Annotated in this window: 15 protein-coding genes and 1 tRNA gene; 11 read left to right on the top strand and 5 right to left on the bottom strand. The window is 69.7% G+C overall.

Translation table 11 applies throughout. The features are described from left to right. Nucleotides 1-112 precede the first annotated feature (112 nt). Nucleotides 113-1807, top strand: coding sequence for a bifunctional metallophosphatase/5'-nucleotidase (locus tag ACERZO_RS26115; protein ID WP_372667405.1), 1695 nt, complete (start codon nt 113-115; stop codon nt 1805-1807). 37 nt (nt 1808-1844) lie between these two features. Beyond that, nucleotides 1845-2171 carry an MmcQ/YjbR family DNA-binding protein gene (locus ACERZO_RS26110; RefSeq protein WP_372667404.1) on the top strand — a complete coding sequence of 109 codons (327 nt, stop codon included), beginning with the start codon at nt 1845-1847 and terminating at the stop codon, nt 2169-2171. Here ACERZO_RS26110 and ACERZO_RS26105 read toward each other — a convergent pair. Further along, nucleotides 2161-2697: a GNAT family N-acetyltransferase gene (locus ACERZO_RS26105; RefSeq protein ID WP_372667403.1), complete on the bottom strand. Its 537-nt coding sequence runs from the start codon at nt 2695-2697 to the stop codon at nt 2161-2163. The two genes, ACERZO_RS26110 and ACERZO_RS26105, sit on opposite strands and share 11 nt — an antisense overlap. 8 nt (nt 2698-2705) lie before the next feature. Further along, a complete protein-coding gene (locus tag ACERZO_RS26100; protein ID WP_372667402.1) occupies nt 2706-3083 on the bottom strand; it encodes a nitroreductase family deazaflavin-dependent oxidoreductase in 378 nt (125 codons plus the stop codon). Between the two features lie 88 nt (nt 3084-3171). Here ACERZO_RS26100 and ACERZO_RS26095 point away from each other — a divergent pair, with 88 nt between their 5' ends. After that, nucleotides 3172-3822 (top strand): hypothetical protein, encoded by a 651-nt coding sequence (locus ACERZO_RS26095; protein ID WP_372667401.1) that lies wholly within the window; start codon nt 3172-3174, stop codon nt 3820-3822. Here the strand turns inward: ACERZO_RS26095 and ACERZO_RS26090 are convergent. Continuing rightward, nucleotides 3819-5018: a cytochrome P450 family protein gene (locus ACERZO_RS26090; RefSeq protein ID WP_372667400.1), complete on the bottom strand. Its 1200-nt coding sequence runs from the start codon at nt 5016-5018 to the stop codon at nt 3819-3821. The two genes, ACERZO_RS26095 and ACERZO_RS26090, sit on opposite strands and share 4 nt — an antisense overlap. A gap of 119 nt (nt 5019-5137) precedes the next feature. Here ACERZO_RS26090 and ACERZO_RS26085 point away from each other — a divergent pair, with 119 nt between their 5' ends. The 3 genes from ACERZO_RS26085 to ACERZO_RS26075 all read left to right on the top strand — a co-directional run bounded on the left by ACERZO_RS26085 (nt 5138) and on the right by ACERZO_RS26075 (nt 7176). Continuing rightward, on the top strand, nt 5138-5488 hold the full coding sequence (locus tag ACERZO_RS26085) for a YciI family protein (protein WP_372667399.1): 351 nt from the start codon (nt 5138-5140) through the stop codon (nt 5486-5488). Continuing rightward, entirely contained in the window at nt 5485-6672 is a 1188-nt protein-coding gene (locus tag ACERZO_RS26080) for an RNA polymerase sigma factor (RefSeq protein ID WP_372667398.1), read from the top strand. The genes ACERZO_RS26085 and ACERZO_RS26080 overlap by 4 nt, the downstream gene beginning before the upstream one ends. A gap of 111 nt (nt 6673-6783) precedes the next feature. Next, nucleotides 6784-7176, top strand: coding sequence for a nuclear transport factor 2 family protein (locus tag ACERZO_RS26075; RefSeq protein ID WP_372667397.1), 393 nt, complete (start codon nt 6784-6786; stop codon nt 7174-7176). A 48-nt stretch (nt 7177-7224) separates the two neighbouring features. Here the strand turns inward: ACERZO_RS26075 and ACERZO_RS26070 are convergent. Next, nucleotides 7225-7295: transfer RNA gene (locus tag ACERZO_RS26070), tRNA-Gly, on the bottom strand. Nucleotides 7296-7405: 110 nt separating this feature from the next. Here ACERZO_RS26070 and ACERZO_RS26065 point away from each other — a divergent pair. Further along, nucleotides 7406-8599 carry an oxygenase MpaB family protein gene (locus ACERZO_RS26065; protein WP_372667396.1) on the top strand — a complete coding sequence of 398 codons (1194 nt, stop codon included), beginning with the start codon at nt 7406-7408 and terminating at the stop codon, nt 8597-8599. Between the two features lie 64 nt (nt 8600-8663). Further along, the gene (gene dcd / locus ACERZO_RS26060; RefSeq protein WP_372667395.1) at nt 8664-9245 is read left to right on the top strand and encodes a dCTP deaminase; all 582 of its coding nucleotides are present in this window, start codon (nt 8664-8666) and stop codon (nt 9243-9245) included. Here dcd and ACERZO_RS26055 read toward each other — a convergent pair. Then, on the bottom strand, nt 9242-10438 hold the full coding sequence (locus tag ACERZO_RS26055) for an FAD-dependent oxidoreductase (RefSeq protein WP_372667394.1): 1197 nt from the start codon (nt 10436-10438) through the stop codon (nt 9242-9244). The two genes, dcd and ACERZO_RS26055, sit on opposite strands and share 4 nt — an antisense overlap. A 73-nt stretch (nt 10439-10511) precedes the next feature. On the opposite strand from ACERZO_RS26055, the gene ACERZO_RS26050 reads away from it, so the two are divergent. The 3 genes from ACERZO_RS26050 (at nt 10512) to ACERZO_RS26040 (ending at nt 16371) form a co-directional block, all read left to right on the top strand. Continuing rightward, nucleotides 10512-10982 (top strand): MarR family winged helix-turn-helix transcriptional regulator, encoded by a 471-nt coding sequence (locus ACERZO_RS26050; protein WP_372667393.1) that lies wholly within the window; start codon nt 10512-10514, stop codon nt 10980-10982. Nucleotides 10983-11098: 116 nt separating this feature from the next. Further along, entirely contained in the window at nt 11099-15526 is a 4428-nt protein-coding gene (locus ACERZO_RS26045) for a DUF7507 domain-containing protein (RefSeq protein ID WP_372667392.1), read from the top strand. Nucleotides 15527-15681: 155 nt separating this feature from the next. Next, nucleotides 15682-16371, top strand: coding sequence for a CAP domain-containing protein (locus ACERZO_RS26040; RefSeq protein WP_372667391.1), 690 nt, complete (start codon nt 15682-15684; stop codon nt 16369-16371). Nucleotides 16372-16374: the final 3 nt, after the last annotated feature.

Here is a 16374-nt window from a genome sequence, read left to right as displayed (position 1 = left end):
TGACATTCGCTTTACGTCCGTCTTTTGACCCTGGTAGGTGACTGCTTCGCGAGGCAGAATCCTCCGCCGTGCGCCCGTTGGGGACCTTGGGCGCGAATCGGAGGAAACACGCATGAGGCTTTCAACCCGGCTCGTGGTGCTCGCCGCGGCCGCGCTGGCGACGACCGCGGTCACCACCGCGCCCGCGTCCGCGGGCCAGCGCCCGGACCCCACCACCGACGTCCGGATCATCGGGTTCAACGACCTGCACGGCAACCTCGAGCCGCCGGCCGGCTCCAGCGGCCGCGTCCGGCAGTCCGACGGGACCACTGTGGACGCCGGCGGTGCCGCTTACCTGGCCACGCACGTGAAACAGCTTCGCGCGCAGGTGCGCAACTCGTTCGTCGTGTCCGCCGGCGACAACATCGGCGCGTCGCCGCTGACCTCGGCGCTCTTCCACGACGAGCCGACCATCGACTTCCTGAACATGCTGGGCGTCAACGGCTCCGTGGTCGGGAACCACGAGTTCGACGAGGGCTACCAGGAGCTTCAGCGCATCCAGAACGGCGGCTGCCACCCGACCGACGGGTGCCAGTTCGAGAAGACCTTCAGCGGTGCGAAGTTCCCGTTCCTCGGGTCCAATGTGTACTTCACCAACGGCCTGCCCGCGTTGTTGCCGTTCACCGTCAAGTTCGAGGGTGGCGTGCCGATCGGTGTCATCGGCGCCACGCTGAAGGACCTGCCGTCGGTCGTCACGCCGGAGGCCATCAAGGGCCTCAAGTTCGGTGACGAGGTCGAGGCGATCAACCGCACCGCGAACCTGCTCGACTTCTTCGGGGTCAAGTCCCAGATCGTGCTGCTGCACCAGGGTGACAGCACCGAGCTCGAAGGCCCGAACGACTGCAAAGTCCTGCCGGGCCCGGCCACCGCGATCGCGAAGGCGGTGACCCCGAAGGTCGACGCGATCTTCACCGGCCACAGCCACCAGCAGTACAACTGCGTCATCAACGACCCGGCCGGCCAGCCGCGCCCGGTCATCCAGGGCGCGTCCTTCGGCCGGCTGCTGTCGGTCGTCGACCTCAAGATCAGCCTGAAGACGCGCGACGTCGTGCGGTCGCAGACCAAGGCGTTCAACGAGATCGTCACGCGGACGGTCACGCCGGACCCGGCGGTGGCGGCGCTGGTCGCGAACGCCGTGGCGAAGTCGGGTCCGATCGCGAACAAGCAGATCGGCACCATCACCGCGGACCTGAAGGCGGCGGGCAACGCGGCGGGCGAGTCGGCTCTCGGCGATGTCATCGCCGACGCGCAGCTCGCGGGCACGCAGTCGAACAGCGCGGTCATCGCGATGACGAACCCGGGCGGCATCCGCGCCGACCTGAACTACGCGTCGTCGCCGGCAGGCGAAGGCGACGGCGTGGTGACCTACGGCGAGGCGTTCACCGTCCAGCCGTTCTCGAACATCATGCAGACGATCACGCTGACCGGCGCGAACCTCAAGAACGTGCTGGAGCAGCAGTGGGCGCCGGGTGTGAACCCGAAGTTCCTGCAGATCTCGAGCTCGCTGCACTACAGCTGGTCGGCGTCGGCGGCGCAGGGCGCGCGGGTCTCGAACATCACGGTCAACGGCACGCCGGTCGACCCGGCGGCGACGTACCGCGTGTCGGTGAACAACTTCCTCGCCGCCGGCGGGGACGGCTTCACCGAGTTCACCAAGGGCACGAACCTGGCCGGCGGACCGGTGGATCTGGACGCGCTGGTCGCGTACCTGGGCGCCCACCCGAACCTGGCCCCGCCCGCGGCGGACCGCGTCACCCAGCTGCCGTGATCCGGTTTTTCCAAGACGGCGGCCCGACAATGGACCCATGCCGACTTGGGAAGACGTCGTACGCCTGGCCTCGGGACTCCCCGAGGTCGAGGCGTCGACCTGGTACCGCACGCCCGCGCTGAAGGTGGCGGGCAAGGGGTTCGCGCGGCTGCGCACCGAGGCCGAGGGCGGCCTGGTCGTGATGTGCGGGCTCGACGAGAAGGCCGCGTTGCTGGACTCCGGCGACGCGGCCTTCTTCACGACCCCGCACTACGACGGCCACGGCTCGATCATCGTCGACCTGGATCGCGTGGAGCTCGATCAGCTGCGCGAACTGCTCGAAGAGGCGTGGCGGCTGAAGGCGCCGGCCCGGCTCACCAGGTGAGCTCGCCCTTGAGCATGCTCATCAGGATCATGTCGTGGCGCTCGCCGTTCTGGCCGACGAAGGACTCGCGGTGCCGGCCCTCTTCGACGAACCCGACCTTCCGGTAGACGTGCCGGGCGACCTCGTTCTCGGCGACGACCCAGAGCGTGACCTGGTGCAGGCGCATGTTGTCGAAGCCGTAGCGGCACATCAGGCGCAGCGCCTCGGTGCCGTAGCCACCGCCCTGGCGGTACTCGGCGTCGCCGATGTAGACGTCCAGCTCGGCCTCCCCGATCTCGGGTTCGGCGTCGCGCAGGTCGATGATGCCGATGAGCTTGCGCTCGGCCTTGGCCTCGATGCCGAGGACGACCTTTTCGTACGTGTTGACCGCGCGCTCTTCACAGCGTTTGCGCACCTGGGCCAGCGAGAGCGGGTGGTCGTTGGTCATCCACCGGCAGACCTCGGGATCGCCCAGCCACGGGTGGATGCGGTCGGCGTCCTCCGGTTCGAGCGCGCGCAGCCGGACGAGCTCCCCCTCGAGCAGCATTTCTCCCCCTAATCCCGCTTCAGCAGCAGGAAGTCGTGGACGTTCAGCAGGCCGAGGAACTGGCGGACGGGCGTCGGCATCGCTCGGCGGGACTCATCATGCACGAGCTCGGGCGAGTGCACGCGGTAATTTTTCCGCTGGGTGACGATGGTGCAACTCTCCGCGGCCAGCACGTTCTTCACCCAGTCGGTGTCGGGGCCGTAGGTGAGCGCGACGACGAAGCCGTCGTCGCTGCGGAAGACGTTGAGCGGCGTGCGGTACTCCTTGCCGGATTTCCGTCCTTTGTGGACGAGCAGGCCGAAACCCGGCGCCCAGTTCACGAAGTACTTGTTGATCCGGTTGGTCACCACGCGGTTGAAGCGGGCGAGTCCTTTGGACAGCACCATGCAGCCCATAATATCAACGTACGATGAATTTATCGAACGAGTGACCCCGGCGCACGGGGTGTGTCGCCCCGATGGTGGGATATGGCGCATGTCGACCGAATGGCCGCTGCGCCAGGACCCGGAGGGGCCGGTCATCATCGCGCTGGCCCTGGTGAACGACCCGGACGCGCTGGGCTTCGTCGTGCTGGACGACGAGGACGACTGGTTCATCAGCGACGGCACCGAGCTGTCCGACGACGTGCTGGTCAACCGCGAGAGCTTCCGGAAGATGTCGCTGCGCGAAGCCGTCGAACTGCTGCCGCAGCTGACCGCTCTCGCCGGGATGCCGACGGGCATGGCCGCTGATTGGGACCCCGAGCGCCGCACGTGGCTGCTGTCCTCGGTGACCGGTTCCGACGACGAGGACGAGGACATCCGCCTGCTGAACCAGCGCCGCGCGGCTTGGAAGTTCGAAGGCTCGCCGGACGACGAGGCCCAGATCAGCAGTGGCCTGACGGAGATCCCGACGGGCCCGCAGCAGCCGGTCCGCGCGGTCCGCCAGGTCGTCCGCGAGCAGGACGGCACGTGGCTGTTCGTCGGCTTCGAGGTCCCCGAGGCGGAGGACTTCGAGGTCGAGGGGTTGGAGCTGGAGCACGTCGCGGGCCTGTACCCGGACGTCCGCACGGTGCTGAAGGCCGCACCCGGCCAGGTGTACGACCGCGCGACCCCGGACTCCGAGTGGGAGCTAGTCGAGGGTTAGACATCGATCGGCAGGTGGAAGAGCCCACGCGTGATCGGGCTCGGCCACCAGAGGAGTTCGTCCTCGGGCGCGGCGAGCCGCGCGGTCGGCAGCCGGCGAAGCACGGTCTCGAAGCCGACGTCGGCCTGCAGCCGGGCGAGCGCGGCGCCGATGCAGAGGTGCGGCCCGGCGCCGAACGCGAGGTGCCGCCGGTCGGCCGAGCGTCGCCCCGGCCGGAACGCGTCCGGGGCGTCGAACGCCGCGGGGTCGCGGTTGGCGGCCAGCACCGAGACCAGGATCGGGTCGCCGGGCCGCATGAGCCGTCCGCCGATTTCGACGTCTTCGGTGGGGAACCGCCAGGTCGCGTTCTGCAAGGGCGCGTGCAGCCGCAGCGTCTCCTCGATGACGGCGGCGCGGTGCGCCGGGTCGACGCGCGCCTTCGCGGCTTCGTCCGGGTGGGTCAGCAGCGCGAGCGCACCGGTCGAAATCAGCCCGACGGTCGTTTCGTGGCCGCCGATGAGGATCAGGAAGGCGGTCGACGTCACCTCGTCGGCGGAGAGCGTTCCCGCGGCTTCCTGCGCGACGAGGTCGCTGATCAGGTCGACGCCCGGCGTCGCGCGCTTGGCGTCGACGACCTCGGTGACCAGCCGTTCCAGCACGTCGGTGGCTTCGTGGACCTTCGAGCCGTCGGTGTCGTCTGCCGAGTCGATGACGAGCGACCACTTGTGGACGTCCTCGCGATACCGGTCGGGCACGCCGAGCAGGTCGCAGATGATCGCGATCGGCAGCGGGTAGGCGAGGTCGGTGACGAGATCGCCGTGCCCGCGCGCTTCGATCGCGGCGATCAGCTCGTCGGTCACCTGCTGAGCGCGTTCCCGCAGGTGCTCCATCCGGCGCGAGCCGAACGCGCCGGCGCAGGCGCGACGCAACCGGGCGTGGCCGGGCGGGTCGGCGTTGATCATGTTCGAGGCGAGCGACGGCCGGTGGTCCAGCGGCAGACCCATGCCCGAGCGCTGCCACTCGGCGTTGCCGGCGAAGGGGCTCTTGACCAGGGCGGGGTGGTTGAGCGCGGTCACGGCGTCGTCGTACCGCGTGACCAGCCAGGCCCAGGTGCCGGTCGGGAAGGCGAGCCGGTGCGGCGGTCGTTCGCGCAGCCAGGCGTAGGCGGGTGAGGGGTCGCGATCGAAGTCCGGACCGAACAGCGCGGGCTCTCCCATGCCTCCCACCCTGCCCGCGAAACTTTTCCGGCGGCAAGTGTCCCGGCGCGGCTTCGCCCGTTCGTCCTTACAGTGAGAGCCGGCGATCGGCGCCGGTCAGGACCCGCGAGGAGCCCCTCATGCCCAAGTACGCCGCGATCATCTACGCGACCGACATCGACCCGACCACGCCCGAGGCCGCGGACATGATGAAGGATTACAACGAGTTCGGCGAGGGCGCGGCGGCGGTGATCCGCGGCGGCGCGGCTCTGTACCCGACGGCGACCGCCACGACGGTCCGCGTCACCGGCGGTAAGGGCGGCGACATCGTCACCAGCGACGGCCCGTACGCGGAGACGAAGGAAGCCCTCACCGGCTTCTACCTGATCGAGTGCGCCGACCTCGACGAAGCCGTCAAGGTCGCTTCGCGCATCCCGGGTGCCTGGGACGGCGCCATCGAGGTCCGGCCGGTCGTCGACTTCGGCCAGTGACCCACGCCGGGGACGCGGTCGCGCGGCTGGTCCGGGACGAGGGCACCCGGGTACTGGCCACGCTGGTCCGCGTCACCGGCAGCGTCGACCGGGCCGAGGACGCGGTCCAGGACGCCGTCGTGCGCGCGCTGGAGACGTGGCCGCGCGACGGCGTCCCGGACAACCCGCGCGGCTGGCTCCTGGTGGCGGCCCGCCGCCGCGCGGTCGACGTCGTCCGCCGCGAAGCGAAGCGGCTCGGGAAGGAGGCGGACGCGATGCCGGCCGTCGACCCGTCCCCGGACCCGGTTTCCGTCCGCGACGACCTGCTGCGGCTCGTCTTCACGTGCTGCCACCCGGCGTTGTCGCTGGACGCGCAGGTGGCGTTGGCGCTCCGGACACTGGGCGGTTTGTCGACATTGGAGGTCGCGCGGGCCTTGCTGGTCCCCGAGGCGACGATGGCGAAGCGCCTGACGCGGGCGAAGCAGAAGATCGCTCAGGCTCGGATCCCTTACCGGGTGCCCTCGGCGGAGGAACTGCCCGCGCGGCTGGCCGGCGTGGCGTCGACGGTGTACCTGATCTTCAACGAGGGCTACACGGGCCGCGAGTCGCTGCTGGCCGAGGGAGTCCGCTTGGCTCGCCTGCTGGCATCGCTGATGCCGGACGAGCCGACGGCGCTGGGCTTGCTGGCGCTGGTGCTGCTCCAGGACGCCCGCCGCGCGGCGCGGTTCTCCGACGGGGTGCCGGTGCTGCTGGCCGACCAGGACCGGTCGGCGTGGGACTTCGCGCTGATCAAGGAGGGCGTCGAGCTGGTGGGGACGGGTTTGCGCCGAACGCCGTCGACGCCGAATCCATATGTGGTCCAGGCGGCGATCGCGGCGTGCCACGACCTGGCGCCGTCGTACGCGGAGACGAACTGGGACGCGGTGATCTCCTGGTACGACGTGCTGTTGTCGATCCAGGACACGCCGGTGGTGCGCCTGAACCGCGCGGCGGCGGTGGCGGAAAGGGACGGGCCCGCGGCGGGGTTGGCCTTGGTGGACTCTCTCGCGGGATTGGACGACTACCCGTGGTGGCACGCGTCGCGGGCGGAGTTGCTGCACCGCTTGGGTTCACCGGCGGCGGCCGAGGCGCTGGACCGGGCGGTGGAGACGGGACTCCCGGCCGCCCACGCGGCCCACCTGCGCCGACGGTTGAGTCCACAGTAGACGAGCCGGCCGGTGGGTGTTTTCCTTACCGTCCCGTGAAAAACCGGGGTCTTGACCGTGGTCCGGACGGGCGCGTTCGATGGACGGACGTCCTACCCGAGGAGGCCGACCATGGCCGAACACCAGAACGCCACTCTCATCCGCCGGGGCTACGAGGCATTTTCCGCGGGCGATGTCGCCACGTTGTCGGAACTCCTCGCCCCGGACGCCGTGCAGCACATGCCCGGCCACAACATGTTCTCCGGCGACCACAAAGGCCGCGACGCGATCCTCGCGATGTACGGGCAGCTCGCCGAGAGAAGCGGCGGAACGCTGAAGGTGGAGCTGGAAGAGGTCTACGCGAACGACGAGGAAGTCATCACGGTCTACCACTCGACCGGCACGCGCGACGGGAAACAGCTGGACACCCGCCACGCCCTGGTCTTCCGCATGCACGACGGAAAGGCCACGGAACTGACGGACGTTTCGAGCGACGAATCCGCCGACGACAATTTCTGGGCCTGAAAGAAATGCGAAAAGCCCCGGGTTCGAGGCCCGGGGCTTTTCGGTGAGAGCGGATGACGGGAATCGAACCCGCGTATTCAGCTTGGGAAGCTGATGTTCTACCATTGAACTACATCCGCAGTGCGTCGTCAGCATACACGGCGTCGTGATCCCCATGTCCAGCCCCCTCCCTCCTTGACTCCTCCGCCTCAAGTGACAACACTTGTTGTCGACCTCGGAGGTGAACGCCATGGACGAGCCCGAGCTGTTCCGCGAAGGCGGGTTCCGGCTGGCCCAGCGGCTGTTCATCGACGGGGACATCCGGGGTGACGAGCGGCAGGTCGCGCGCATCCGGGAGTTCGCGCAGGTTCAGGACCAGCGGGCCGACGACGTCGTCGCCTGGATGGCTCGGCAGCCCAAAGGGGAAGGGCGGCGGCTCTTCGAAGAAGCGCTGACGAACGGCGCCACCGCGGAGGGGCCGCTCAAGGACTTCTTCGACGAGGTCGACGCCAAGCCCTACTGGGTCGACGACGAACGGCTCGACCGTGGCGCCAAAGCCATCACCCGGGCCGGGTTGCTCGGCCTCTTCCCGCTCGGGGACATGTCGCTGATGGGTGGCTACCTCGCGTCCCGCGCGACGAAATCGCTGGTCGGGACCGGGGAGATCGAATACCAGGCCACGCGGCGGCTCGTCGAGACCGCCACCTGGTGGATCGACGTCACCACCCCCGGCGCCCTCAAGCACGGCGAAAAGGGTTACGCCTCCGCTCTGCGGATCCGGCTCGTGCACGCCCACGTGCGCGCCGCCATGAACCGGCGGGACGACTGGGACTACGCCGCCTGGGATCGGCCCGTCAACCAGGTGCAGACCGCCGGCACCCTGCTGCTCTTCTCCCTCGTCTACGTCTTCGGCACGCAGCTGCTCGGCCTGCGCTACTCCGCGCGCGAACGCGGGGACATCCTGCATCTCTGGCGGTACATCGGCTGGCTCATGGGCGTCGATGACGAACTGCTCCCCACCTCCGAAGAGGACGCCTGGCGCCTGCTCTGGCTGCTCGCCGCCACCGAGTTCATCCCGGACGACGACTCGAAGCGGCTCGCCAAGGCGCTGATCGACGCCAACGCCGCCGTCGGCGAGGGGCGCGGTGCCGTCGGGAAGGTGCTGTCGCACGTCTCCGTCGCCGTGCACTCGTCGATCAGCAGACTCGTGCTCGGGAAGACCAACGCCGACTTCCTCGGGCTGCCGAACGATCCCGTCGCGCAGGCCGCGATCGTCGCCGTCGCCGGGGTCAACTTCGCCGCCGAGACCGTGCGGCGGCTCATCCCCGGTGCCACCGCGCTGCAGGAGCGGATCGGCGAGGCCGGGCGCCGCGGGTACGTGAAGCGGCTCGAGAAGATCTTCGCGCCCGACACGTCCTACGCGCAGCACATGCGGGTCGCCTGAAGAGTGACGTGGCTCGCCGCAGCCAAGCTGGCTCTAATTATGCTCATTAGTTTACGCTGCCGCGGTGCTGCTAAGTGACCGTGACCTTCGCAAAGAGATCGAATCTGGCGGTCTTGGACTGGACCCGTTCGACCCAGCCATGGTCCAGCCGTCCAGCGTCGATGTCCGGCTTGACCGGCTCTTCCGTGTCTTTAATAACAGCAAGTACACCCACATCGACCCGCAGCTGCAGCAGGACGAGCTGACCTCGCTCGTCGAGAAGGAGGGCGACGAGCCCTTCGTGCTGCACCCGGGCGAGTTCGTCCTCGGCTCGACGTTCGAGCTCGTCACCCTGGCCGACGACCTCGCCGGCCGCCTCGAGGGCAAGTCGTCGCTCGGCCGCCTCGGGCTGCTGACGCACTCGACCGCCGGCTTCATCGACCCCGGCTTCTCCGGGCACATCACCCTCGAGCTGTCGAACGTCGCCAACCTGCCGATCACGCTCTGGCCGGGCATGAAGATCGGCCAGCTCTGCATCTTCCGGCTGTCCAGCTCGGCCGAGTTCCCGTACGGCTCGAGCGAGGCCGGGTCCCGCTACCAGGGGCAGCGCGGCCCGACCCCGAGCCGGGCGTACAAGAACTTCCACCGCGTCGACACCTGGCGCTAGACCGCGATCTTCTCGTCCCAGTCGATGTGGTGGTTCCACATGAAGGCGTTCGGGTCCTCGTCGAACGGCTTCGAGAACGCCCGCTTGATGAAGAAATCGCGGACGACGCGTCCGACCGGCCCGATCACCTTCTGCTCGCCGTTGCGCTTCCCGGCCGCGACCACGGCCTCGACGCGCTCGCGCCGCAGACCCTCGTAGGTCGCGAGTGCCCGCTCGACGTCCGGCACGTCGCGCAGGCATTTGCCCAGCGTGACGGCGTCTTCGATGGCCATCGACGCGCCCTGGCCCGCCGCCGGTGACGTCGCGTGCGCCGCGTCACCGATGATCACCATGCGGCCGCGGTGCCAGACCGGGACCGTCGGAAAGTCGAACGTCGGCCACGCCGGGTAGACCTCGCGCGTCGCGCGGATGATCTCCGTCGCCGGCGTCCGGTCGGGCGCGACCAGGTGCAGCAGCTCGGCGCGCAGCTTCTCGCCGGCCAGCGTCGCCAGCTCGGACGCGGTCGGCTCGGACTTGCGCGCCGGGTTCGCGAACCACCAGACGCGGCCGTCCCGCGGGCTCACGACGTGGCAGAAGAACACCCGCTTGCCGAACACCATGTTCAGCACGCCGGGCTCGTCCGGCAAGGACAGGCCTTCGGCGAACCCGCCGGTGTTGAGCAGCGGCACGTACCGCGGCGCCGGCGCGTCCGGGTCGATGATCGTGCGGACGCGCGACCGGAGCCCGTCGGCGCCGATCAGCAGGTCGCCGGTTTCGTGCGAGCCGTCGGCGAAGTCGGCTCTGACCTGGCCGGACGTCTGGCTCGCGCCGATCAGGCGGTTGCCGTACTCGGCGTGGATCCCGCGCCGGGTGGCTTCGTCGCGCAGGGCGACGTAGAGGTCGGAGCGCAGCACGGTCTGGCTCACCGTGCCGTCCGGGAGCGTGCCGCCCAAGGGGAATTCGGCCAGGCGGGTGCCGTTGCCGAGCCCGATCGACATGCGCGGCGAGTCGAAGCCCGCGCTCTTGACGACGTCCTTGAGCCCCAGCGGCAGCAGTGCGTCCAGGCCGTTCACGGCCAGCGTGAGGAACGCCCCGACGCCCTCGGCGCCCCGGTCGTACGCCTCGAACAGCACCGGTTCGTGCCCGGCTTCGTGCAGGGCGATGGCCGTGATCGTGCCCGCGATGCCGCCCCCGATGATCAGCGCCTCGGTCATCTCGTTCGTCCCCTCGAATCTCTTAGAAACTAATTCGTTCTGTCGAACTAAAGAGTGGGCTAAGCTGACGAGCGTGTCAAGCGAGCGAGCGCAGCTGGTCGAAGACGTCCTGTTCAAGTCGCGGGAGCTGTCGACCGAGACGGTCATGTTCCACACCGCGATCGCCGAGACGCGCGGGCTGTCCGCGGTCGACACCAAGGTTCTGGACTACCTCGCGCGGTTCGGGCCGCAGACGCCCAAGGACCTGGCGCGGCTGTCCGGCCTGGCGCCGGCGTCGGTGACGGCCATGATCGACCGGTTGGAGCGCAAGGGCATCGTCGGCCGCCGCCCGCACCCGGACGATCGCCGCCGCGTCTTCATCGAGCTGGACGAGCAGGCCATCGCCGGCGGCGTGCACCTCTGGGACAACCTGGTCAAGCGCATGTACGAGCTGTGCGAGCAGTACACCGACGACGAACTCCGCACGGTGATCGGCTTCGTCGAGGCGGCTACGAAGATCACCCACGAGTCGACGGCGAAGCTGACCGGCGCCACGGACGGGTGAGAATCGGCGCGTAAACCCCTCTTTCGTGCCAGGCTCCGAAAGGTCGTCCCGGCCCCCGGAGGTAGCTAGGAATGCGGTTGCCCGATAGGCCGCTTCGCTTGGTTCTCGTCCTGGCAATGATCATTTCGGTTTCGGCGCTCACGCCGTCGGCCGGCGCGGCCGGCGCTCCGCCCTTCGCGGTGGGCTACGACGACGTCGTCTACGGCGACTTCCTGTACGCGGGCAACGGCGTCCTCCGCTGCCCGCTCACCGCCGACCACGCGCCGACCGCCGGCGCGGTCGACACGCCCGCGGCCTGCGCGAACACCGCGGACCGCAAGGACACCCTCGTCAACGACGACTTCTTCATGCAGTGGGCGGACGTCGACGCCGACCCGGGCACGTTCGACTCGGCGAGCGCGTCCGTCCGCATCCCGCCCGGCGCCCGGATCGTCTTCGCCCGGCTGAACTGGGCGGGCAACACGACCGGCACGACGTGCGGCTTCCGCGAGGGCGTCCCGGCGATCCCGCCGCCCGGAAACCCCGCCACCCAGAACGTCCGGCTTTCGGTGGGCAGCGCGAAATCCGTCGACATCGCCCCGGCCGCGTTCGCCGAAGACGGCCCGTACTACTCCGCGCACGCCGACGTGACCAGCCGGTTCGCCGGCGCGCCGACCGGTGCCCCGCTCGATGTGACCGTCGGCAACGTCTGGGCCCCCAAGGGTTTCGACTGCGCCGGCGGCTGGTCGATCGCCCTGGTCTACGCGTACCCGCAGCGCAACCCGGACTTCGCGCCGAACAAGCGCAAAGTCGTCGTCCACGACGGGCACGTCCGCCAGACCGCCGACGCCCCCACCGAAATGACGATCACCGGCTTCCGCGCGGCGGCCGCCGACGCGCACATCGGCGTCACCGCCTACGACGGCGACTGGGGCGGCTCCGGCGACCAGTTCCTGGTCGCCGGCACCCCGGCCGCCGAACCCGCGACCGGCGGGACGTCGAACTTCTTCATCTCCAACGCGGACAACGCCGCCGCGCCGGGCGTGAAGAACAACTTCAGCGTGGACGCCAAGTCGTTCGACGTCGACACCATCCCCGCCGGCGCGACGAGCGCCAAGCTCGGCTTCGTCACCAGCGGCGACACCTACCTCGCGCAGAACCTGGCGTTTTCCGTGCCGGTGCCCGAACTCCACGTCGCCGTGCGCCCGGCCCGGCCGAAGGCGCACGCCGGCGAGCCGGTGACGTTCGCCGTCGCCGTCACCAACCCGGGCAGCGCCTCGGCGAACGGCGTGCAGGCCGTCGACGAGGCCGTGCCCGCCTGCGCCAAGGCACTCGGCACGCTCGCCCCGCACCAGACCGTCACCTACGACTGCACCGGCCCGGCCCCGGCCGACGACTTCACGAACACCGTGCGGGCGACCGGCACGAGCACCCTCGGCGACGCCCTCGACGGCACGGCGTCCGCGGCCGTCGACGTCGTGCACCCGGCATTGGGCATGACGAAGACCGCCGACCGCCCCGCCTACCGCGCCGGCGACACCGCGACCTTCACGATCAAGGTCACGAACACCGGCGACATCGGGCTTTCCGGCCTGCGGGTCACCGACCCGAAGGCGCCGGCGTGCGCCCTCGCCGGGGAGCTCGCACCGGGCGAGAGCCGCACGACGACGTGCACGGCCAAGGCCCCGATCGCCGACGGCGTCAACACCGCGACCGCGACCGCCACCGACCACCTCGGCAAGGACGACGTCGGCAAGGAGGTCACGGCCACCGCGAACGCACCCGCGCCGACGATCGCCCCCGCCGTCGAGGTCACCAAGACCGCGGACCCGCCGGTGATCCACGCCGGCGACGCCGTGACGTTCACCATCGCGGTCAAGAACACCGGCGACAGCCCGCTCGCCCCGGTGCGGGTCACCGACGACACGACGACGTCGTGCTCGCGCACGTTCGACGGCCTGGCCCCGGGCACCACGCAGACGTACACGTGCACCGCGAACCCGTCCACGACGAAGACATCGCAGGTCACCGCCACCGGCACCGACCTCTCGGGGCAGCCGGTGGCCGCCACCGCGTCGGCGACCGTCACGGTGATCACGCCGGCCTTGACGCTCGCGAAGGACGCGTCACCGGCCGTCGCACGCCCAGGCGACCCGGTCACGTTCACGATCACGGTCGCCAACGCCGGCGACGCGCCGCTGACCGACGTCGCCATCACCGACGACCGCACCCCGGCGTGCGCCAAGGCGATCGGCGCGCTGCCGCCGCAGGGCAGGCAGACCTACACCTGCACCGCGCCGGCTCCGCCGGACGACTTCACCAACACGGCGGCCGCGTCGGGGAAGGACCAGCTCGGCCGCACGGTGAAGGTCACCGACGACGCCGTGGTCGACGTGATCCACCCAGCGGTGGCACTCGCCGCGCAGGCTTCGCCCGCGGCCGTCCGCGAAGGCGACCCGGTGACGTGGACGATCACCGCGTCGAACACCGGCGACGTGCCACTGACCGCCGTGGCGGTCGCGGACGACCAGGTCGCAGGGTGCGCGAAGCCGCTCGGAACGCTGCCGCCGCAGGGCAAGCAGACGTACACGTGCACAACGCGCGCGGGCGCCACCGGCTTCACGAACAAGCCGACGGTGACGGGTCTCGACCCGACCGCCCGTCCGGTGACGGCGAGTGCCGAAGCCGCGTTCGTGGTACAGCACCCGGCCGTGGCGATCACTGCGCAGGTGACGGGCGGCCCGTTCCGCGAAGGCGACGCGGTCCCGCTGCGCATCACGGTGCACAACGCGGGTGACGTGCCCCTGACCGGCCTGCGAGTCACTGACTCGTCGACGCCGGCCGTCCAGCGAGACACGCGAGACACGCGAGACACCGGACCGCAGGCCCGAGCCACGGGGTGCGCCCAGGTTCTCGACGGCGCCCTCGATCCCGGCACCACCAAGTCCTTCGGCTGCACACTGACCGCCCCGGCCGACGACGTCACCGCCAAGATCCAGGTCACCGCCACCGCACCGGTCGGCCCACCGGTCACGGCGGAAGGCACCGCCGCGATCGACGTGATCCACCCCGCCGTCGCGATCACCCGGTCCGCCGATCCGAAGACCGTGCGCCCCGGCGACACCGTCACCTCGGCGATCACCGTCACCAACACCGGCGACAGCGTGCTGCACGACGTCTCCGTGGCCGACCCGGGCGCACCGGCATGCGCCAAATCCCTGGGTTCACTCGAACCGCGAGCCACGCAGAACTACAGCTGCACGCAAACCGCCGGCGAAGCCGACTTCACCGCCACCGCGAAGGTCACCGGTACCGACGCCACGAACCGTCCCGTGACCGCCACCGCCGGGCAACCGGTCCATGTCATCCACCCGGCGATCACCATCACGAACGACGCGACGCCCGCGCAGGTCCGGCAAGGCGACACCGTCACGTTCACCCTCGTCGTCACGAACACCGGCGACGTCCCCCTGACCGAGGTGTCCATTGCGGACAGTCGCACTCCGGCGTGCGCTCAGACCATCGGCACCCTCCTTCCCGGCGCTCCCCAGCACCACTCCTGCACGGTAAACGCCGGCACCGACAATTTCGTGAGCTCCGCCACCGCGAAAGGCACCGATCCGACGAACCGCGAGGTCAGCGCCACCGACGACGCGGCCTACAGCGTCATCCACCCCGCACTGAGCATCACGCAGGAGATCCACGGCGGCCCGTTCCACGAAGGCGACGCCGTGCCGCGCACGATCACCGTCACGAACACGGGCGACGTCCCCCTCACCGACGTCAAGGCCGACCCGTGCGCGAAGACCTTCGACCGCCTCGAAGCCAAGCAAGCGCAGAAGTACGACTGCGCCGCGACCGCCCCGCAGGACGACGTCGTGAGCACCGCGAAGGCCACGGCCACCGCCCCGATCGGCCCGCCGGTCAGCGCCGAGGACAGCGACGAACTCGACGTCATCCACCCGGCCGTGAAGATCACCGAGGAAGCGAAGCCCGCCACGGTCCGAGCAGGCGACGAAGTCACTTTCACGATCACCGTCACGAACACCGGCGACGTCCCCCTGACCAGCGTATCGACGAACAAGCAGCCGTGCGCGAAAGAAATCGGCACCTTGGCGGGCGGGGAAAAGCGGAGCTACACCTGCACCCGAAAAGCGCCGGACGACGACTTCGCGGATACCGTCGAAGTGACCGGAATGGACCCGGCCAATCGCTCCGTGCAATCGATGGCGGAGGCAAAAGTCGACGTCGTCCACCCCGAGATCGCGTTGATGAAGGACGCGACGCCGTACGAAGCCCGCGAAGGCGCGACGGTCACCTTCTCGATCCTGGTCAAGAACACCGGCGACGTCCCGCTCACCGCCGTGTCCGTCGTGGACGACCACACGACGTCGTGCGCGCATACCGCAGCGAACCTGGCCGCAGACGCCGAAATCACCTACACCTGCACGACGATCGCGGGGAAACAGGGCTTCACGAGCAAGGCGACTGTCACCGGCCAAGACCCGACGGGGCGCCCCGTCCAAGCGTCCGGCGACGCCACCTTCGTCGTCCGAAGCGGCTGAACGGAGTAACGCCTGAGCGTCCGATTGCCGCGAAATTCGTGTCGGTCGTCGAATGCCCGGACCGGGGAATGTGACCAGTGCGTTCGTAGGGTTCTCGCTGTAATCGTTCCGTGATACGTTCTCGCGCCGTGTCCCCCATTGGTGAACGTGCTCGCGTGGTGATGGTGTCACTCAGTGTGCTGCTCGGCGTCTTTTCCGCCGCGGCAGGCACCTGGATGGCGACCGCCGAAGGAAACACCGCCGAGCTCGGCGCCGCGGCACTGGTCCTGCCCGACGCGCCGGCCGGCGCCGGCGGTGGCAGCGGCACCGAACTCGCGGGCGGCAAGGCCCCGGCTCCCAAGCAGAAGACGACCGAAGCGCCCGCGCCGACGACGACGTCCAGCGAAGCCCCGGCTCCGACCGAGACTACGACCGCCCCGCCGACCACGTCCGAAGCGGCCCCGCCGCCGACCACCAAGGCCGCGGCCCGCGTCGCGCAGTCGACCACCGCGCAGGTCATTTCCCTGGTCAACGACGAACGCGCGCAGGCGGGTTGCAAGCCGCTGACCGAGGAATCGCACCTCACGACGGCCGCGCAGGACTACAGCGACGACATGTCGGCCCGCAACTTCTTCTCCCACACCAACCCCGAGGGCGTGACGTTCGACCAGCGCATCAAGGTCGCCGGCTACTCGAAGCCGGGCGCGGAGAACATCGCGAAGGGGCAGACGTCCGCGGCGCAGGTCATGGACGCGTGGATGAACTCCGAGGGCCACCGCGCGAACATCCTGAACTGCTCGCTCACCAAGATCGGCGTCGGGTTCACCAAGGCGGGCAACTACTGGGTCCAGGACTTCGGCTACTGACCC

The organism is Amycolatopsis kentuckyensis, from assembly GCF_041679295.1.
GTDB lineage: Bacteria > Actinomycetota > Actinomycetes > Mycobacteriales > Pseudonocardiaceae > Amycolatopsis > Amycolatopsis kentuckyensis_A.
The sequence above is the reverse complement of the archived record's forward strand: the minus strand, read 5'-3'. Positions and strand labels throughout refer to the sequence as shown.